The organism is Achromobacter sp. 10T422, assembly GCF_056394065.1.
In genome coordinates, this window is sequence record NZ_JBFTHD010000008.1 from 259,208 (window position 1) to 277,826 (window position 18,619).

Here is an 18,619-nt window from a genome sequence, read left to right on the forward strand (position 1 = left end):
GCCAAGAAACCCGCCCGAACCAAACCCGCCCCAACCGGCGGGTTTTTTTTCGCCCTCCACAACTAGTTGCGTGCGCAACTTTTCAGGAATATAGTTGCGCAAACAACCAAATAGATTCTGGAGACAAGATGCCGCTACCCGCGCACGTACCCGTCCTGATCGCTGGCGGAGGCCCCGTCGGCCTGACGCTGGCCGCGCTGCTGGCCGAATACGGCATCGCTTCCTTGACCGTGGAAGCCGACGATGACTATTGCAGTGGCAGCCGCGCCATTTGCATCTCGCGCCGCTCGCAGGAAATCCTGGGCTGGGCGGGCGCTGACCGGCCGCTCGTGGAGACGGGCCTGGCCTGGACCGGCGGGCGCAGCTACTACCGCGACCGCGAAGTGCTGCACTTTGAAATGCCGCACGATCCGCTGCAACGCTACGCGCCAATGGTGAACATCCAGCAATACTCGGTCGAGGAATATGCCCATCAGGCCATGCAACGCCACCCCGGGCTGGCCACGCTGCAATGGTCAGCCCGTGTTGCCGGCGTGCAGGCGCACACTGACGGCGTCGATGTTGAAATCGACGCCGGCGGCCAGCGCCAAACGGTGCGCGCCGATTGGCTCATCGCCTGCGACGGCGGCCGCAGCACCGTGCGCGAGGCCATGGGCCTGAAGCTGGAAGGCATGCAGTACGAAGGCCGTTACGTCATCGTCGACATCGAGCAGGCCTCCAACCGCCCGGTCGAACGCCTGGCCTGGTTTGATCCCCCCTCCAACCCCGGCTCGACCTTGCTGATGCATCGCCAGCCCGGCAACGTCTGGCGGGTGGACTATCAAATCCGCGACGACGAAGATCCCGAAGAAGCCGTCAAGCCCGAAAACGTGCTGCCGCGCGTGCAAAGCCATCTGGACATGATCGGCGAGACCGCACCGTGGAAGCCGCTGTGGATTTCCGTCTACAACGCCAAATGCCTGACGCTGAACCAGTACCGCCACGGCCGCGTGCTGTTCGCGGGCGACGCCGGCCACCTGGTGCCGATCTTCGGCGTGCGCGGCCTGAACTCTGGCCTGGACGACGCGGGCAACCTGGCCTGGAAGCTGGCTTGGGTGCTGAAGGGCCAGGCGCCCGACAGCCTGCTGGACAGCTATAGCATCGAACGCGTTCACGCCACCCGCCAGAACCTGGCCTATGGCGCGAAGAGCACTGAATTCATGGCTCCGCCCGATTTCGGCTTCCGCCTGATGCGCGAAGCCGCATTGCGGCTGGCCTTGGCGGACGACACCGTGCGCTCGCTGATCAACCCCCGCCAATCCGCGCCCATCTCGTACGACACCTCGCCCTTGAATCTGCACGACGGCGCCCGCCAAGCCGGCATCGCCGCCGCGCCGGGCCAGCCCGCCCCCGACGCGCGTCTGCAAGACGGCGACACGCCGCGCTACCTGAGTGAATGCTTTGGCCGCGGCTTCGTCATGCTGGCGGTATCGCCCGATGCCACATTGGCTGCCGACCTTGCCGCGTTGGCGGCGGCCACGCAAGACGCGCCCCATCCCCTGCGCATCGTGCGCACGGGCGACGGCGGCTGGGATGACGCGCATGGCCAGTTGCGCCAACGCTATGGCGCAGCTGAAGGCATGGTCTGCCTGATGCGCCCCGACGGCTATGTGCTGGGCCGCTGGGCCACCCCCGACACCGGCACGTTGCTCAGCGCACTCGCGCCCTACTATCCTTCAATCGCCTCGCGCGCCCAACCGAAAGGCCAAGCATGAATCCCGATGAACTGGACCAGATCTACACCAGCATGGCGCAGGCGCTGACGCGCGTGGGTGAATCCCAAGCGCCGCTATTCCTGTCGATACTGGGTTTGTCTTTGCTGAGCCGCCAAGCCGACGCCGGCACCGCCCTGGCCTTGCTGGCGCAAGCCGAAAGCGCCTGCCTGGGCGAACGTGCTGTGGCAGACTATCCCGCCCCCACTGCCGCCCACCCCACGTGACAACGCAAGATTCAACGCCGCCCGCCGTGAACGAGAACCCGCGCCGCACTCCGCCGCAAGACGACCCAACGCCGGCCCTGGAACGATTCCTGACCTACCGCCTGCACGTGCTCAACAAGATCACCGACCGGGAGACGAATCGCGCCTACCTGTCGGACTGCGGCATTCCCTTGGGCGAGGCGCGTTGCCTGGCCGCCATCGGCCGATACGCGCCGCTATCGGTGAACGATCTGGCGCGCGCGGCCAACCTGAACAAAGGCCAGGCCAGCCGTTCGGCGCAAGCGCTGGTGGATCGCGGGCTGGTGGAAAAAGCGCTGTCCGCGTCAGATGGGCGCGGCGTGGTCCTGACGCCCACCGAAGCCGGCACGGCGCACTATCAGCGCATCATCGCGCTGATTGCGCGCCGCAATGAAGAGATCTTCGGCTGCCTGGACGCCGCCGAACAAGCCGCGCTGGGCGGGATGCTCGACCGCCTGATCGAGCATCTGCAAGACCGCGAAGATCGCGCAGGCGACGACGACAGCTAGGCGTCCGCCTTCGGCGCCGTCGCCCCCAACTGCGCGGCGGCCTCGTCCATGAACTGCGCCATGCGCACGTCCAGCTCCGTGACGCCACCCGCGTCATGCGTGGTCAAGGTCACATCCACCCGGTTGTAGACGTTGGTCCATTCCGGGTGGTGATTCAGTTTCTCCGCAAACATGGCCACGCGGGCCATGAACCCGAACGCAGCGTTGAAATTCGGGAAGCGAAACCGCTTCTCGATCGCGTCGCGCGTGGCGTCTGCCTGCCAACCGGTCAGCGCGGCCACGGCGATATCAGTGCCGATACGGGCGGGGGGAAACATGCTCATGGCTAGACCTTATTGTTTGACCGCATACAAATAGATTTCAACGCGCCGGTTCAGCGCACGGCCTTCGGCGGTCGCATTGTCGCCGATCGGGTCATTGGGCCCGCGTCCTTCCACCGCCATGCGGCCCGACGCCACGCCCTGCTTGGCCAGATAGTCCGTCACGCTTTTCGCGCGGTTGACCGACAGCGTCTGGTTATGCGCCAAGGCGCCCGTGCTGTCGGTGTGGCCGACGACCTTGGTGCGCAGTTCGGGATGCTGATTAAGCGACCGCGCCACGCTGTCCAGCACCGGCAGCAAGGCCGGCTTGAGTTGCGTCTTGTCCGTGTCAAACGACACGCCGCTGGGAATGTTGACCTTCAGGCTGCCATCGGGCATTTCCACCACGTCGATCCCCAACGACGACGCGCCCGACTGCTGCACGTCGTCCTTGACGACCTTCCAGTTGTAGCCGACCAGGCCACCCGCCACCGCACCGATACCGGCGCCAATGGCCGCGCCCTTGCCGTGCCCGATCAGCGCGCCGATGCCCGCGCCCACCGCGGCCCCCGCCCCCGTGCCCACGGCGGTGTTGGTTTGCTGTTGCGTGGCGCACCCCGCCAGCAACGCACCCGCCGCCGCCACCACGGCGACCCGGTTGAGTATTGTTCTTGAATTCATGGCAACCTCCACTATCCCTTCGGTGTGCCGGATCATTCCGGCGTAGACCATGCTAGCAAGGGGACGCAAGGCGACCAGCAACATTTTGTGTTGGCAAACCGGGGATTGCTGCGGTGCAGGCCCGCGTTCAGGCCTGAGTTCAAGACCGCGTTCAGGCCGGCATTCAGCCTGCGTGAAAGCGCGCCAGCCAGGGCAATGCCGCGTCCAGCGTGGGGGATTCCAATTCGGGCGGCGGCGCGCCGTCGGGCAGCGTCAGCCCCACCCGGTTGTGCCAATAGGTGCGCATGCCGACTTTGCTCGTTCCGAACAGGTCGTAGCCAGAACCCGCCACAAACGCCGCATTTTCGGGACGCACCCCCAGGCGCGACAAGGCCAGTTCGTAAGGGCGGGGATCGGGTTTGTAGAACCCCGCGGCTTCCGACGTGACAACCACATCCCAATCCACCCCCAATAAGCTGGCGGCACGCTGGCCCAGTCGGTCGGAACAGTTGGTAACCACGCCCAGCCGGCAATGCGGCCGCAGCGCCGTCAACAATTCGCGCACGCCCTCCCAGACGGGCAGTTCGTCCCAGTGCGCTTCCAGCGCTGCCGGCGCGCTTGCCGGCAGGCCGACGGTGGCGGCGGCCTCCTGCACCAGTTGCTCATAAGGCTGATACGCGCCGCAGCCATAGGTGCGGCGCAGATACTCCGCGCGCCAGGTCCGGCCAGCGGTCTCGGAGCCGGCCGCCCGGTTCCATACCGTCCAGGAATCCAGCAAGGCGGTCAGCAGATCGAACAACACCGCTTCGGGATAGGCGGATGACGAACCGGGGGATGGGAAAGAAGACATGCGGCGCTCCGTGGATGGCAGTGCGGCCACTATAAAGAGCCGCGCGCCCGCTGTGGTTCAGCGGGCGTTTACCCATCGTTAAGCCAGAACTTAATGAAGCGCGACGCGAGCGCTACCGTTCAGCCCCGCCTGCCAAACAGCATCGACAAGCCGAACAGCGCGCCCAGCCCCCCCACGATCGCCAGCGAGATCGAGGGCTCGCGCAAGTTCAGCGCCAGTGCGGCCGAGCCCACGCCCAAGGCGGTGATCACCGCGCCCACCAGGCGGCCGCCGGTCGAACCGTAGAAGTGCGTGCGGTGCGCAGCATCCGTGCCAGCCGGCTGCCGCTTCTGCCAGGCCGCCAGCGCCTGCTCGAAGTCGCGCAGCAAGCGCTCGCGGCTGGGCAGGTCGACTGGGCTGACCAACAGCGTCGGCAGCCCCGGCCGGATCAGCTTCAGATAATCGTCCGTGCCCCAGCTTTTCAAATCGGCGAACGCGATAGGCGAACGGCGTGAGAACTCCAGGCCGTCGGGCGTGACCTTCACTGCATTGCGGGTAGGAAAACCTCTGAAGGCCACCAACGGCGGCACCAGCAAGCCCAGCACCGCCAGCACGATCGCCAAGGCGATTGGGCCACGGTTGAACACAACCAGCATGAAGCTGCCAGCGGCCAACGCGAACGCCAGCGGCACTGACAGCTGATGCCAGCGCGTGTAGACGGCCGCCTGGATACCTTCATTGCTATTCATGCTTGAAGCCTTCTCAATTAGTCGCTTTCACGACATTCGTGCCCGCGCCGCCTACCGGCAGCGACCGAATATCCGGCATGCGTTCCGGGTCAGGCCAAAACTCAATCTTGATGAGCGCTTCCGTGAAGATGTCGTCATCCACCAGCACTTCCGTGCGCAACACCGCGTAGCCATTATGAATCTGAAATTGGACCGAATCGTCCCAAGGCTTGCTCGTGAATTCAACGGATTGGCTGCGGTCCTTGCGTATCCAGCGCCAGATATCCGCCCACCCTGGCCGAGCGCTCAAGTTATCAACGTACTTGTCCACGCGGTCGGCCCAGGTTTCAGGGTCTGGCCGGCCCGCCACCATTTGCGCTTGCGACGCGCCGCGCGGCTGCAAGTCCGGGTCTTGCGCACGCATCGACCCTTTACTGGCCACCACCACGCTGATGCCCGGGCCGATAAGTTTGAGGTTGTAGGCGTAGTCGCTGTTCTGGGTATAGCCGGGCATCACCACCTCTAGCACCACCCGGTCGCGGCCGAACAGTTCGCCGCCCGTGAACCCATACCATTGCAGCATCACGCGCACGCCGAACACGGCCCGGTTGAAATCTTCCAGCTCGTCTTCGCGGGTCGCATACAGCTCGCGCCCTTCCACGCCTTCGTATTCCGATGACCGCATGCAGCAGCGCGTATACCAGACCTCCAGCTCGTTGTCGGTCGCGCTGTCGCCCCAGAATTTGAAATACAGGCCGGCCGCCAACAAGCACAGGCCCAGTGCGATCCAGCCCCACACCGGAATACCCAGCAGCACCGAGCCGCCGCTGGTCAGCCCGACCATCGCCCCGCCGAACCCGCCCGCGCCCGCCACGACGCCTGCCGTGCTGAACGCCCCGCCCACAGCGATCACCGCCGTCGCTACGCCCGTCAGGCCTGACATCAGCAGAAACGCCGACGACGTCGCATACGCGCCGCCCGCTTCGTAGTTGTGGACGTCGTACTGGTCGATGGCGCTGAGCGCATTGTTCGTGCTGTCCACCAGGGTTGCCGCCGTTGCAAACACGGCGCCTGCCGTTCGGAACGTCGCCAAGCGCATGTTCAATTGCAAGTTCATCGTGAACGCCGTGTTGGTGCCCACGCGCGCACCGATCGCCCCCGCGGTGACTTCGATCGCCACGCTGCCCACCCCCAGCATGCCGGAGGTGATGCCGAACCACGCCTTGCGTTCTTTCTTGCCATCCGCAACCACCTGCGCCGCTCGCAAATCCGACACCGACGAGTAAATCGCCACCAGCGCCATCACGCCCGTCGCCCCGGCGTTGGCGCCATCTCGCGACTTGGCCCATTTGAGCAGCCCGGCCATCGGCGACATCGTGGGGGCGGGCAGCGCCAGCACCGTCGGTGGCGCGGGCAGCCCCAGCGGAGGCCTCGTCCCCGCGCCGGGCCGAGCCCCGGTCGGCGGTGGCGCATTGAGCTGCGCGTCGACCTCTTGCGGAATGATGTAGTTCATCGTGACCGGCCGCGATGCCTCGGACTGCGTGCCGATCCACCCGGCCTGCATGTGCTGCGTCGCGTTCATGCCACCGCCCGCAATCACCGCCATCGCCCGGGGGTTCGGTTCCCAGATGATCTGGTGCATATCCGCGATCAGCCTGGGAACCGTTGTCGTATGGGTTCGAACCACCATCACGGTGTTCATGCGTGCGGCCATCGTGAACGTCACGCGCGCGGCGACCCGCTCCGCAATGGGGTCGCGCGCCAATTGCAGCCGCAATAGCTGGGTGGCGATAAACCGGCCAATCGCGGTCGTGGCGGCCCGCACCGGCGTGATCGGCGTCGGCAAGCCTTGCGCCCGCCGCTTGGTCAGCCAATCGTTGTAGCTCTTGACCATCTTGCGAACTTTCGAGATCTCTTTCGATAGCTTGCCCTTGGCCTCTTTCTGCAAGAAGGCCAGCAGCTCGCCATCGTTCGAGGCCATCCCGCGCCACATCGCCTCGTACATCCCGTCCGTATCGTCGTCCTTCAGTGAATCGTCGATTGCCTTGTGCTCGCACTCCACCGCCCCGGCGCCATCCACGCACAGCGCCATGTCATCTTCCAGGCGCACGCCCGCCGCGTCATCCTTGGGCGAATAGGTCTTCAGCGTCACCCAGAACGACTCGCGGCCATACCACCACGTCCAGTCCCGGGCGGCGCCATCGATCAGGGCCTTCATCCGGCTGATGGCTGCGGTGTTGTCGCTTAGCGTTTTATTGACCTTGCCAACGTCGACACGCTCGCGCATCCGTTTGACTTCGTCACCGCCAGCGTCCATCTGCTTTTCCAGACCCTTGATGATCTGCGCCACTCCTACTTCGCGCAGACGGGTCGGCTCCATGTGATGGTCGGCCAGGTCGCCCATGCGCTTGTTGCGCCACGTCGATACGTCCGCCAGCACGCCCACCGGATCACGCAGCGCCAGCACGATGCCGCCCTTGGGCGTCATCTGACGCATCTTCTCCGCCATTTCCGCGGCCTTTCCGCCGAACACGTTCGTGCCCGGCGTCAGCGTATTGGCAAACAAGGTGGCCGCCCCAGCCGCATCGCGAAATTCGATGGAGTGCTTCGCCAGATTCGCGCCGTTTTCGGCCACGCGGTAGCCAGCCAGCGGATCGGGGTGGCCCCCCGCCCACACCGCCTTCGCATCCAGCTCCAGCATGACCTTCTTGCGCCACCTGTCGTCCCGCACCAGCGCCTGGCGTATATCGCGCGTCCACCATACGCGGGAATAGCCGACCCACACCGTGCGCGACGCGTTGGCCGGCGCCTCCACATTGATCAAGGCAGATTCCAGGCCATGCCCCTCGCGCGTGCACGTGAACGTCGGCTGCTGGGACGGCCGGTCGTCGTCATCCACCGGCACTTCCTTCATCTGCCCCGTCGCGGTGGCGGCGAACGCGCGCCAGCCGTAGCTGCGGCGCGGGTCCCAGATATACACATAGCCTGCTGTGATCGCGCGCAACATGTACGCGCCCTGGCGCATGGTCTCGTAGTAGAGCTCGGGGTCCGTGTAGACCCCATCGGGCAGATCATTCTTGCCGCCGGGAACATACGAAATCCGCATCGGCAGGATGGGCAGGCCCGGCCGGCCGCAGAACTTGCCCTTGCAGGGCAGCGCGTCGTAGTCAGTCGTCATGCTTGCAAGTCCTCCTGCGCTTGCGCTTCCTGCGCAAACCGCTCCCAATCTTCGTCTTCCATGTCTTGCGCGGCGTTGCGCAAATGGCCGCCCTCTTCACGCACTTCGCGCAGCAGGGCCGCAAACGATGGCGCCTGTTCCAGCGGCGCATCCAGGCGCACGCGCCAGGCGGCGAATAGCGCCACGTCGTCATCGTCATCCATGCCGCAAGCCGCCCCGGCATCCAACGCACGCCGCACCGCGTCCAGCACCGACGGCCCCCAGCACAGCCCGTCCGCGTTCAGCCGTTGCAGCACGGCGTTGATACGGCCCAGGCGTGCCAATCGCGGCCACTCTGGCGTCACGGTCTGCATCGGGCCGGGCGTGTCCGGCAACACCTGCCAACGCGCGAATCCGTCCACAGACATCCAGGTCACGCCCGGTATCCACGACGCTGGCACCGTCCCGGCATACAGCTCGCTTTGATATTGAGTCGTGCGCGGGTCCCAGAACCGCAGGATGCGCACGCGGCCTTGCGCGTCGCGCAGCCGCGCGCGCAGGATCAGACGCTGCGCCACTTCCGCCAACGGCAAGTCGGTGGCCAGCCATGCCGACATTGACCGCGGCCGCTTGGCCGCAGGCGCGGCGCGCATGGCTTCGTCCACGGCCAAGCGGATGCTGGCGTTGATCAGGCGTTCATGGCGGATCTCATCCGGCACCTCGGCCAGATACAACGGCGGCGCGGCCGCACCTTGGGAAATCAGATTGACCTCGCGCCGCGCGAGTCCCGCCGTGGCGATATCTTCCGCCAGCGGATCGGCCAGCGTCGAATCGCAAAGCAGCAGCACGCGGCGGTTGGCGCGGCCATCCAGCACCGCGCGCAAACCGGCGATGGCGCGTTCAACACGGTCTTCGGCGCGCGCCGTTGCTTGGTGAGGACTGCCCGGCATCCTGGTCATCGTCATGCCGCCAATGCGCCGCTGCCGGCCGCGTCTTCGAGCGCGGCGGCGCAGCCTTCCATATCGCCCTGCGGCGGCTGCGCGGGGCCGGTTCCGCTTTGCGGCCCCACCCAGCTATGCACGCCCGCCTTCAGTTCAACCTTGCCCGGCGCATGCAGCTGAATACCGCCGCCCTCGATGCGCATATAGGCGCCCGCCGCCGTGGCCAGTACTTTCTTTGACGCGTTGACATCCACCGCACCCTGCGCCGACACCAAGGTCACCGCCTTCTCGGCCGCCAGGCGCATGCGGGCCTTCTGGCTCTGCAAGCGCAGCTTGCCGCCTGCGGCATGCAAACGAATGCCTTGCTCCTCCACCGCGCGGCCGCTGCCGCCCAGCCCCTTCGTGAACAGCACCACGCCCTGCGCCACGCACACCGCCAGGTTCGCACCCGCCGCCCAGTTCACATCCGGCGCAACCTGGCACAGCGTGGTGCCCGCCACCGTGTACGCGTTCTTCGGCGTGTATTGGCCAATGCCCTTGGGCGCGCTCACCTGGATGTGCGGCAGCGTGTAGGCGGGCACGTTGACGCCTTCTTCACCCTTCGTGCCTTCCATCACCTTGCGCACCGCGTCCAGCTCGTTCAGCGGCCGTGTCTTCTCGCTATCGCCCGGCAGCAGCGCTTCCTGCCGCACCACCGTGGCCGACAGCTCGTTTGCCTGCTCGATGGCTTTCTCCATCTGCTGGATGGCCTCTTCGCTATCCAGCAAACCACCCGCCGCGCCTTCGCGCTTATCCGCGCTGATCAGCAGGCCTTCGCCCGCCCGCAGCGCCAGCGCTTCGCTCGTCGCGAGCTCCGCGCCATGGCCCAGATCCGACAAGCGTTCGTTATCGCGCTGCTGCTTCAGATGGCCCAGGTTCAGCCGCGCTTCGGCTTGCGTGGTCGACGCCGTCAACCGCGACTGCCCCGGCGTGTCGTCCTGCACCAGCTGGTTATAGCCGCCCATGCCTTGCCCGCTTTCAGCGAGCGCCTGCGTCTTGAAACCCGACATCACCACGTTGTGCGCATGGCCTGCCTCGCTGCCCGCGAACCACGCGGGTGCGTTGCCGGTGGCCTTGGCCGCGCCACCTTGCACCTGATTGTTCGCCGCGTTATCCGTGCCTGCGCCGTTGTACAGCGCGCCCACCACCACCGGGCGGTCGATATCGCCATGCAGGAATTGCACCAGCACTTCCTGCCCCAGACGCGGCACGAAATGCCCGCCCCAGTCCGACCCGGCAACGGGTTCCGCCACGCGTACCCAGGTGCCTAAGGCCTCGCTGGCGGGCGCATTGTCGGCCCCTGCCGGATGGTCTTGGCGATTGCTGGAGGCGCTGCCGCGCTGCCAATGAAACTGGATCTTGATGCGGTGGTCGCGGTCGGTATAGACCGGGTCACCCGCTCCCACCACCAACGCGGTCTGCGAGCCATGCACCGTGGGCCGCGGATGCAGCCGCGCGCCATGGCCATCCACCGTGCTGGGCCGGTATTCCAGCGTGGCGGCAATGGCCTCGAACCGATTGCGATAGAAATCCGCATCGCCGTCCTGCGGCTCGCCCGCTGCACCCAACGCCTGCGTCACCGCCGCGCCCAGGCTTTCATCGAAATTGTTGCGGGCGTCGTGGTGCATGCGCAGCACCACAAAATCGGCCCCCTCGCCTTGCGACGGCCCCCAATGGCCCGTCAACGTAAAGCGCTGGCCGGGCGCCAGCGTGCGCACCGTGCCTTCGCCTTCGTACAGCGACTGCCGCACGCGTTGCGCGGCCAGCGCGTTATGCGCCAGACGCTCGCCTTGGCCGCCATCTTCGAACAGGTATTGGCCGGGGTAATCAGAATCGGCCAGCTCCATGGCATTCGGCAATTTGTCATCCACCTGCGCGCTGACCTTGCGTGCCTGCATCGCGCGGTAGTCCCACGTGGCCAGGCGCACGGCGTTGGTGCGCCACGTGCGGCTTTGGCGCCAGGTCTGGATGGTGTCTTCGGTTTCAGTGGCGTCCGCGCGCTGGAACTTCACGCTTTCTTGCGGGCCGGTTTCAAACGCGCCGTTGTGGTCGGCGATGACGACGGTATGGGTGCCCGGCTCGCCTTCGCCGGCTTCGTGCTCCACCCAATAAAACAGCCCTTCTTCCGCCAGCAATCGTTCCACAAAGGCGTAGTCGGTTTCGCGGTACTGGATGGTCAGGCTGCGCTTGGCATACGCGTCACGGTCTTTCACTTCCCAACGCCACTGTGGCGCCACCGCGCCCTGGCTGTTGTAGTCGCCAAATACGCTGTCAACGATGTCGATCACCGACAAGTCCTGGAACGCATAGCTGTCACGCCGCTGCCGCAACAAGGCCAGCCACGGTTCGATGCGCAAGCGGTAGCGCGCAAAGCCGCCGTTGGCGCCATCAAAGCGGGCTTCCGATACCAGGCCGCACCAAACGCGGCGCTCATCCCGGCCCAAGGCCGTCTGCAACGTCACCTGCACCGGCTGGCCGATCAACGACTTCAGCGGAATGTGCGCGTCATCAGACAGCGCATCCACCTGCAAGGCAAAGCCGCCATCGCTCAGTTGCTCGGTGCCTTGAAGCCGTTCCGCCAGCAGCTTGTCCTGGCCCAACGGCGTGCTCAGATCAAGCAGGCGATCCGCTTGGGTGAAGCCTGCGCCCAACAGGCTGGCGGCGGCGAGTTCAAGAGCCATGTCGGCGTCTCCTGCGTCAGCTCATGCGAAAACGGAAGTCGCCGTTCTTGCCCGCGCCCACGCGGATCTTGGCGATGGCTTCACCCTGCGCCATGCGGCTCAGCACCTGCTCGGCGATTTCGGGCAACAGCGTTCCGTTCAAAATGTGGTCGACGTTGCGCGCACCGGTATCCACTTCGGTGCAACGCGCCAGCACGGCTTCGACCAGCGCATCGTCCCATTCGAACGTGGCGCGGTGCGTGGCTTGCACCCGGCGCGCGATGCGGCCGAGCTTCAGCCCGATGATGTGCGCCAGCGCATCGTCATCCACCGGAAAATAGGGAATGGTCTTCATGCGGCCCAGGAACGCAGGCTTGAACGCTTTGTACAGCTGCGGCGTCAACAGTTCCGACAACTGATCGGGCGACGGCCGTTCACTGGCGGGCTTGTTCAAGCAGGCTTGCATGATGGTGCTGGAACCCAYGTTCGACGTCAGGATGATCAGCGTGTTGCGGAAATCAATCTCCCGGCCCTCGGCGTCATCCATGACGCCCTTGTCGAACACCTGAAAGAACAGCTCCAGCACATCGGGGTGGGCCTTTTCAATTTCATCCAGCAGCACCACGCTATAGGGCTGACGCCGCACGGCTTCGGTCAGCACGCCGCCTTCGCCGTAGCCCACATAGCCTGGCGGCGAACCCTTCAGGCCCGAGATGCTGTGGGCCTCTTGATACTCGCTCATGTTGATCGTGACCAGCTTGCGCTCGCCGCCGTACAGAATGTCGGCCAGGGCCAGCGCGGTCTCGGTCTTGCCCACGCCCGACGGCCCCACGAACATGAACACGCCCTTCGGCTTGTCCGGGTCTTCCAGACCGGCGCGCGCCGTGCGCACCCGTTGCGCGATGGCATGCAGCGCGTGGTCCTGGCCAATCACGCGTTCCGCCAGCATCGGCTGCAATTGCAGCACGGTACGGATTTCATCATTGACCATGCGGCCCAGCGGAATGCCGGTCCAAGCGGAAATGATCTCGGCCACGATCTGCGCGTCCACGCAGGCCGGCACCAGCGGCTGTTCGCCTTGCAGCGCGCGCAACTCATCCATCAAACCGGCCAGGCGTTGTTGTTCAGGCGATAACGCCGGTGCGGCGGACTTGCGCTTCGAAGCAGGCGCAGCCGACGGTGCAGCCGACGGTGCAGCACCTTCGGCCAAGGCCGTGTCCAGCCCCTGCGCATCCTGCCCCTGCGCTTCCAGCTCGGCGCGCAACGCGTGGATGCGTTCCACCAAGCCCGTCTCCGCCGCGTGGCGCGCCTCGGCATCAGCCAGCGTCTGCTCAACCGCCGCAATCTCCTGATCCAGTTCGGCCAGACGCGCATGCGGCGCACCGGTCGCGGCTTCGCGGCGCAGCGCCGCCTGTTCCGTGCGCAAACGCGTCAGGCGATGGCGCGCATCATCAATCAGTGCCGGCGTGGCGCTGCGGCCCAACGCCACGCGCGCGCAGGCCGTGTCCAGCACGCTGACCGCCTTGTCGGGCAACTGCCTGCCGGTGATGTAGCGGTGCGACAAGCGGGCCGCCGCGCTGATTGCTTCGTCCAGAATGCGCACGCCAAAATGGCGCTCCATCAATGGCGCCATGCCGCGCAGCATGGATGCAGCCAGCGTTTCGTCGGGCTCTTCCACCTTCACGACCTGGAAGCGGCGAGCCAGCGCCGCGTCCTTCTCGAAGTATTTTTTGTATTCGCTCCACGTAGTGGCGGCAATGGTGCGCAGCTCGCCGCGCGCCAATGCGGGCTTGAGCAGGTTGGCGGCGTCGTTCTGACCCGCCTGCCCGCCCGCGCCAATCATGGTGTGCGCTTCGTCAATGAACAGGATGATGGGCGACGGGCTTTTCTTGACCTCGTCGATCACGTTCTTCAAGCGATTTTCGAATTCGCCTTTGACGCTAGCGCCCGCTTGCAGCAAGCCCATGTCCAGCACCCGCAAGGTCACATCCGCCAGGGCGGGCGGCACGTCGCCGGCCACGATGCGCAGCGCCAGGCCTTCCACCACCGCCGTCTTGCCCACGCCCGCCTCGCCGGTCAGGATGGGGTTGTTCTGCCGCCGCCGCGTCAGAATGTCGATCATCTGGCGGATTTCGGCATCGCGCCCAATCACCGGGTCAATCTTGCCTTCGCGCGCGCGCTCGGTCAGGTTGGTGGTGTATTGGTCCAGCGCGGGGGATTGCGATAGCCCCGGCGCTGGCTGCCCCGCGTCGCCTTGTGGCGCAGCGCTATCGGCAAAGCCCACCGCCTGGCCCGCCTCTTCCGACCCTTCGGTCAGCGCGGCGAAGTCATGCTTCAGTTCGTCCAGCCGGAACGACTCGAACAAGGGTGAACCCCGGCGCGCCAGCTGGGCCAGATCGGGTTCGGTCAGCAGCGCCAACAGCAAATGCCCGGAACGGATGCGCGTCGTCTGCGTGTCCAGCGACGCAATCAGCCACGCGTGTTCAAACAGCTTGGGCAGGTGCGCCGAAAACACCGGCGTGCGCGTATTGCCATTCTTGAAGCGGCTGATTTCCGCCTTCAGGTCGGCCTCCAGCGCGTCGGTATGAATGTGGCAACGCCGCGCGATGATGCTGACATCGCTGGCCGGCTTCTCCAGCAGCGCCAGAAACAGATGCTCCAGATCCACCTCGTAATGGCCTTGCGCCATGCACAGGCTGGCGGCGCGCTCGGCGGCCTGGCGGCAGGTCTGGTTCAACTTCCCGATCAACGTCTTCAGCGGTGTGGCCATGAGTGTCTATGTGGTTTTAAGGATCAGTGAATGGTGTGCAGTTCGTAGCTGGCGTCGTCGCGATCCGACTCGGCCGGGCCGCTGCACAGGAACGAATTCCAGCCCAGCCGCACGTCGCCGCCCGCGCCCAGCTGGCTGGGGGTGACGCTTTCGCGGGCCATCACCAGCCGGACTTCGTATTCGAACGTCATGCCGCCAAACATCGTCAGCAGCTTTTCCAGGGCCTGCGCGCGCTCGCCGCCCGGCAGAAAGTCCGAGAAGGCCTGACCTGACAAGGGGCCAATCCACAACCGGATGCGCAGGTCGCGCTGCCAGATGCGATCGCCCGCCAACGCCGACACGCCCAGCACCGCGCCCGGTTGGCCCAGCTGCGTGCGGTTCTGCGGCGGCACGTCATACCAGCGGCCCACAAACTGTTCAACACGCAGCGGCACGCCGAAGTAATCCTGCAACACGCGTTGCAGGAAAGGCGCCGACACGGGCCGCTGGCGTGCCGCCGCGGCGTAGTGCGCGACGGACTCATCAAACACCCGGCCCTTGCCGTTGTGCAGGCGGTCGCGCAGCGCCGGATGCCCGATGCCGCCCAACGCCAGCAAGAGCGGCAGGTAATGATGGTCTTGCTCGGTCTCGTGCCGCAGCGGCATGCGGTACTTCTTCCAGGCCGCATAGAAAAGCGCCGCCGCCCGGTTCGAAAAGATGTCGAAGAACGCGCGCGCGCCCCGGTCGCGGCGCAGGCTTTCCCGGTTCGCCAGCATCTCGGAATAGTGCAGCGGCAATGCCCCTTGCGCGCCCAGCAGGCCGAAGAAGGCGGGTGTCAGATCCACTCGGCCCAACCGCCCTTCGGCTACCGCTGCCTTGCGTGAAGCCTCGTCCTCCAGCACGTCGCCGTTCTTGTCGTAGGCCACGGCGTCAACAATTTCACTGGGCGGAAAACCTAGCCCCGGCGAATTGGGAAAGCGCAGGTGCACCGGCACGGTATGGCGCGTCGCGCCGCGCTCCTGCTTTGCAAAGCACTGTTCAAGCAGGCGCACCGCTTGGAAAAACTTGAAACGCTGCGGCTCAGCCAGCAGCGTGTCCATCACGCTAGGATGGCGTCGCCGTTGCATGGGGGGCATCGTAGAAGTTCCTCTGCGCCACGGCGCGACAGCACAACCAGTTGCACGAAGCTGTTGGCGTGCACGTAAAGGCCAAAGAATCGGTTGATGACCGCCACGAAGGTGTGCAGGCTCGTGCCCACAAAATGGTCTTCGTTGACGGTCAGGCGGATTTCGATGCCGCGCACAAAGGTTGCGAACGGCTCGCCCGGCATCCAGTGCGTAGCCGGCTTGTAGTCCAGGCCAACCAGCCCTTCAATCTGACGCGCCGCCACCGGCGAGCCCGACAGGTCGTATAGGCGCAGCGTTTCCTTCAGCGCGGGCAAACCGCTTTGCACCAGCGACAAATGGTTCAGCGCCAGATGCGAAATCAGCCGCCAGTGCGCGGCGCGGCCCTGCTGGAAACGGTGCGAGTTCGTCGGCCGGCGCAGCATGCGGATGCTGCGCGCAACGGTGCCGCCTTCCAGGAACAAGTCGCCGCCTGACTGCCCCACCGCAATCTGCGACGGCAGGTCGCGATTGGTGCAGGTCAGGTCCAGGCTCAGCGTTTCGGTTTGCGGCACCATCGGGTCGAAGTCGATATCGACGATGGAAATCTCGGTCTCGTACCCGGGGCTGCGTTGCGCCATCGCGGCGTCGCGCCGCATCGTCCAGTAATGGCCGGCGGCCTCGGGTGATTCGCCGTGATGCAGGGAATAGAACGGCCGGAAGTCCACCACCGCATCGCCCTGTGCGTTCTGCCGCACCTGGCGCACGCGGTCGATGGAATAAACCTCGTAGCCGTAGGCGCGGCGCGCATCGGCCACCACCGGATACGACGCTGCCGCATGCGTCACGCGGATGGGGTCTGCGCGCTGCGTGAACAGGTTCACCACCGGCGTGCAGCCCAGCCGCAGATTGTCGGCCGACGTCGATTCCAGCAGCCGCGCCGTGTTCGAATCCGCGCGCAGGCCGCTTACCGGCAGATGCAGCGTGAACTGGCGCACCGTACCCAGATACGGGCGCAACGCCGCCAGATCGATATCGACGAAATTGAATTTCTCGGAAAAGACGAAGTACTCGGCCAGCAGCCGGTAGGCCGGATGCGAGCTGGCCGGAAAATCAATCAGCGCGTCGTCTTCCGCCAGGCCGACTTGCGCCAGCGGAATCGCGGGCAAGCGGTCCCACCGGCCCGGTTGCAGCTCAACATATGCCGCCGCCGTGCGCAGGAACAGCGCGTCGCGCAGCGCCGCCACGAACGACGGCTCGCCGTGCAAGTACACGCGCAGCTTATCCACACCCAGCATGCCGAAGTGCTGGTTTTCACCCTGGCATCCCAACGTGACCGCAAAGCGGCCGGTGACGCCGGCGGGCAGCTTGGCGGTGGCCGGCGCATTGGCGCTGGACACAAAGCCCGCGCGCTGCACTTCCACGGGCGCCAGCGTCACCTCGTACGCCGTGCGAAAGCGGCACGACACGCCACGCACCGGATGCGATTTCAATTCCGTGCCGCGCGCAATGCGCACGGGCGCGGTCAGTTGCGCGCCCGCGCCGCCCAGGTCGAACTGGGCCACGCTGCACGACGGAAACGGCCGCAGATAGTGCGGGTACATCACCTCGAACAGCGCTTCAGTGAATTCGGGGTAGTCGTCGTCCAGCTTCTTGTTGATGCGGGCGCTCAGCAGTGCGAACGACTCGATCATGCGTTCGACGTGCGGGTCTTCGCAGGTCTCGCCCGACAACCCCAGACGCGCCGCGATCTTCGGATAGCGTTCGGCGAAATCGCGCGACGAGGTGCGCAGAAAACCCAGTTCGCGCTCGTAATAAGGCAGCAATTCTTCCATTGATGTCTTCCTTTCCAGCGCGCCAGCGCATGAGCGATGGGTGTTGCGTCAGACCGTGGCCGGGCTCTTGGCCCAGCCTTTGGTGACGGAGTACTGCAAGGTCGACGGCTGCAACGTCGCATCAAAGGTCACGGGTTCGTGGGCGGGCCCCACATCCAGCATGGCCGTGATGGCGAAGTACAGTACCGACGTCGCCCGGCTATCCACCTGCAGCATCACCCGCACATGGGTCAGCCGCGGTTCGTGCCGCGCAATCGCCTGTTCCAGCGAACGGCAGATGAACTCGCGGTCGTAGTGGCTGGCCAGACTCAGGCCGGAAAAATCCGACAGCCCGTACGTCAACAACGACCGCTGGCAATTTGGGTAACGCCGCAGGTCTTCCTCGGTGAACACCATGCGGGTGTTCAGCAAGGCCTCGATGTCGCGCGCCACCGTCTCCTTCATTTCCTCGATCGACAAGCGCCGCAGGGCATAGGGCGACTGGCCCTCGCCTTCGAACAGCTTGTCGAACAGACTCGGTTCGAATCCTTTCATCCGGGCCTCAAATAAAAAAAGACAGCGACCCGGCTCGGGCCGCGGTCTTCTTGCCAGCGCAGCCGCGATCAGACCGAGTAGGTCTTGTCGTTCTTGGTCAGGCTCCAGGCGCCCTGGGCGTTACCGCCCTGGTTGCCGCCCACCTTCTGCTGCGTGTACTTCCATTGCACGGCGGCGTACTTCAGCGAGAACGACTCGTGCGGCAGCCCTTCGGCCACCACTTCGGGCGCCACGCGCGCGATGATCACGTACTTCAGCTTGATTTCCAGGTACTTGACGCGGTTGCCTTCACCGTCGGCGCGCAGGAAGTCGATGGTGACTTCGTCAAAGGTGGTGCCGCCCGAGGCGTGCTGATACAGCAGCGGGCTGACCACATCCAGGTCCTTGGTGAAGACCATTTCCCCATGTTCGGTACGCTCGGCGGTGTGCCCGCCCGAGGTCGAAGCGGTGGCCGAACGCGGCTGGATGATCTCGTGGCGCCACGAGCTGACTTCGATCCAATCCGGGTGGTCCTTGTCTTGCGACTCGCCTTTGAGCGCCGGATTGCCGAACTTGACGTAGATGTCCTTCATTGTTGATA

15 protein-coding genes are annotated in these 18,619 nt (G+C 65.4%); 3 read left to right on the forward strand and 12 right to left on the reverse strand.

Annotated elements, in window-relative coordinates:
- The first annotated feature begins 128 nt into the window (after window positions 1–128).
- Genes AC1DB0_RS22755 through AC1DB0_RS22765 form a run of 3 tightly spaced genes read left to right on the forward strand, consistent with a single transcriptional unit; the run spans window position 129 to window position 2,505 of the window.
- Window positions 129–1,754, forward strand: coding sequence for an FAD-dependent oxidoreductase (locus AC1DB0_RS22755; RefSeq protein ID WP_476757822.1), 1,626 nt, complete (start codon window positions 129–131; stop codon window positions 1,752–1,754).
- Complete coding sequence (locus AC1DB0_RS22760; RefSeq protein ID WP_054420547.1) at window positions 1,751–1,978, forward strand: hypothetical protein; 228 nt, start codon at window positions 1,751–1,753, stop codon at window positions 1,976–1,978. Before AC1DB0_RS22755 ends, AC1DB0_RS22760 begins: the two co-directional genes overlap by 4 nt.
- 26 nt (window positions 1,979–2,004) lie before the next feature.
- Window positions 2,005–2,505, forward strand: coding sequence for a MarR family winged helix-turn-helix transcriptional regulator (locus AC1DB0_RS22765; protein ID WP_476757924.1), 501 nt, complete (start codon window positions 2,005–2,007; stop codon window positions 2,503–2,505).
- Here AC1DB0_RS22765 and AC1DB0_RS22770 read toward each other — a convergent pair.
- The 12 genes from AC1DB0_RS22770 to AC1DB0_RS22825 all read right to left on the reverse strand — a co-directional run bounded on the left by AC1DB0_RS22770 (window position 2,502) and on the right by AC1DB0_RS22825 (window position 18,611).
- Window positions 2,502–2,828: a 4a-hydroxytetrahydrobiopterin dehydratase gene (locus AC1DB0_RS22770; protein ID WP_054420546.1), complete on the reverse strand. Its 327-nt coding sequence runs from the start codon at window positions 2,826–2,828 to the stop codon at window positions 2,502–2,504. The two genes, AC1DB0_RS22765 and AC1DB0_RS22770, sit on opposite strands and share 4 nt — an antisense overlap.
- 9 nt (window positions 2,829–2,837) lie before the next feature.
- On the reverse strand, window positions 2,838–3,485 hold the full coding sequence (locus AC1DB0_RS22775; RefSeq protein WP_054420545.1) for a YiaD family glycine zipper/OmpA-like lipoprotein: 648 nt from the start codon (window positions 3,483–3,485) through the stop codon (window positions 2,838–2,840).
- A gap of 163 nt (window positions 3,486–3,648) precedes the next feature.
- Window positions 3,649–4,314, reverse strand: coding sequence for an HAD family hydrolase (locus tag AC1DB0_RS22780; protein ID WP_476757823.1), 666 nt, complete (start codon window positions 4,312–4,314; stop codon window positions 3,649–3,651).
- Window positions 4,315–4,433: 119 nt separating this feature from the next.
- Window positions 4,434–5,042, reverse strand: a complete 609-nt coding sequence (locus AC1DB0_RS22785) for a hypothetical protein (RefSeq protein ID WP_342066835.1) — start codon at window positions 5,040–5,042, stop codon at window positions 4,434–4,436.
- A 13-nt stretch (window positions 5,043–5,055) separates the two neighbouring features.
- Entirely contained in the window at window positions 5,056–8,199 is a 3,144-nt protein-coding gene (locus AC1DB0_RS22790) for a T6SS effector BTH_I2691 family protein (RefSeq protein WP_054420542.1), read from the reverse strand.
- A complete protein-coding gene (locus AC1DB0_RS22795; RefSeq protein WP_427948154.1) occupies window positions 8,196–9,143 on the reverse strand; it encodes a hypothetical protein in 948 nt (315 codons plus the stop codon). Before AC1DB0_RS22795 ends, AC1DB0_RS22790 begins: the two co-directional genes overlap by 4 nt.
- On the reverse strand, window positions 9,140–11,839 hold the full coding sequence (locus AC1DB0_RS22800) for a type VI secretion system Vgr family protein (protein ID WP_476757824.1): 2,700 nt from the start codon (window positions 11,837–11,839) through the stop codon (window positions 9,140–9,142). The genes AC1DB0_RS22795 and AC1DB0_RS22800 overlap by 4 nt, the downstream gene beginning before the upstream one ends.
- A 16-nt stretch (window positions 11,840–11,855) precedes the next feature.
- Window positions 11,856–14,588 (reverse strand): type VI secretion system ATPase TssH, encoded by a 2,733-nt coding sequence (gene tssH / locus AC1DB0_RS22805; RefSeq protein WP_476758742.1) that lies wholly within the window; start codon window positions 14,586–14,588, stop codon window positions 11,856–11,858.
- A gap of 23 nt (window positions 14,589–14,611) precedes the next feature.
- A complete protein-coding gene (tssG, locus tag AC1DB0_RS22810; protein ID WP_476757826.1) occupies window positions 14,612–15,703 on the reverse strand; it encodes a type VI secretion system baseplate subunit TssG in 1,092 nt (363 codons plus the stop codon).
- Window positions 15,667–17,505 (reverse strand): type VI secretion system baseplate subunit TssF, encoded by a 1,839-nt coding sequence (gene tssF / locus AC1DB0_RS22815; RefSeq protein WP_346552238.1) that lies wholly within the window; start codon window positions 17,503–17,505, stop codon window positions 15,667–15,669. The genes tssG and tssF overlap by 37 nt, the downstream gene beginning before the upstream one ends.
- 48 nt (window positions 17,506–17,553) lie before the next feature.
- Window positions 17,554–18,039 carry a type VI secretion system baseplate subunit TssE gene (gene tssE / locus AC1DB0_RS22820; RefSeq protein ID WP_006226590.1) on the reverse strand — a complete coding sequence of 162 codons (486 nt, stop codon included), beginning with the start codon at window positions 18,037–18,039 and terminating at the stop codon, window positions 17,554–17,556.
- 68 nt (window positions 18,040–18,107) lie between these two features.
- Window positions 18,108–18,611, reverse strand: a complete 504-nt coding sequence (locus AC1DB0_RS22825; protein ID WP_006226591.1) for an Hcp family type VI secretion system effector — start codon at window positions 18,609–18,611, stop codon at window positions 18,108–18,110.
- Window positions 18,612–18,619: the final 8 nt, after the last annotated feature.

Excerpts from the sequence above, each read along its gene's own strand:
- AC1DB0_RS22755 (WP_476757822.1), top strand. The coding sequence starts at position 129 with ATGCCGCTACCCGCGCACGTACCCGTCCTGATCGCTGGCGGAGGCCCC.
- AC1DB0_RS22760 (WP_054420547.1), top strand. The coding sequence starts at position 1,751 with ATGAATCCCGATGAACTGGACCAGATCTACACCAGCATGGCGCAGGCG.
- AC1DB0_RS22770 (WP_054420546.1), bottom strand. The coding sequence starts at position 2,828 with ATGAGCATGTTTCCCCCCGCCCGTATCGGCACTGATATCGCCGTGGCC.
- AC1DB0_RS22775 (WP_054420545.1), bottom strand. The coding sequence starts at position 3,485 with ATGAATTCAAGAACAATACTCAACCGGGTCGCCGTGGTGGCGGCGGCG.
- AC1DB0_RS22780 (WP_476757823.1), bottom strand. The coding sequence starts at position 4,314 with ATGTCTTCTTTCCCATCCCCCGGTTCGTCATCCGCCTATCCCGAAGCG.
- AC1DB0_RS22785 (WP_342066835.1), bottom strand. The coding sequence starts at position 5,042 with ATGAATAGCAATGAAGGTATCCAGGCGGCCGTCTACACGCGCTGGCAT.
- AC1DB0_RS22790 (WP_054420542.1), bottom strand. The coding sequence starts at position 8,199 with ATGACGACTGACTACGACGCGCTGCCCTGCAAGGGCAAGTTCTGCGGC.
- AC1DB0_RS22795 (WP_427948154.1), bottom strand. The coding sequence starts at position 9,143 with ATGACGATGACCAGGATGCCGGGCAGTCCTCACCAAGCAACGGCGCGC.
- AC1DB0_RS22800 (WP_476757824.1), bottom strand. The coding sequence starts at position 11,839 with ATGGCTCTTGAACTCGCCGCCGCCAGCCTGTTGGGCGCAGGCTTCACC.
- tssG (WP_476757826.1), bottom strand. The coding sequence starts at position 15,703 with ATGCCCCCCATGCAACGGCGACGCCATCCTAGCGTGATGGACACGCTG.
- tssF (WP_346552238.1), bottom strand. The coding sequence starts at position 17,505 with ATGGAAGAATTGCTGCCTTATTACGAGCGCGAACTGGGTTTTCTGCGC.
- tssE (WP_006226590.1), bottom strand. The coding sequence starts at position 18,039 with ATGAAAGGATTCGAACCGAGTCTGTTCGACAAGCTGTTCGAAGGCGAG.
- AC1DB0_RS22825 (WP_006226591.1), bottom strand. The coding sequence starts at position 18,611 with ATGAAGGACATCTACGTCAAGTTCGGCAATCCGGCGCTCAAAGGCGAG.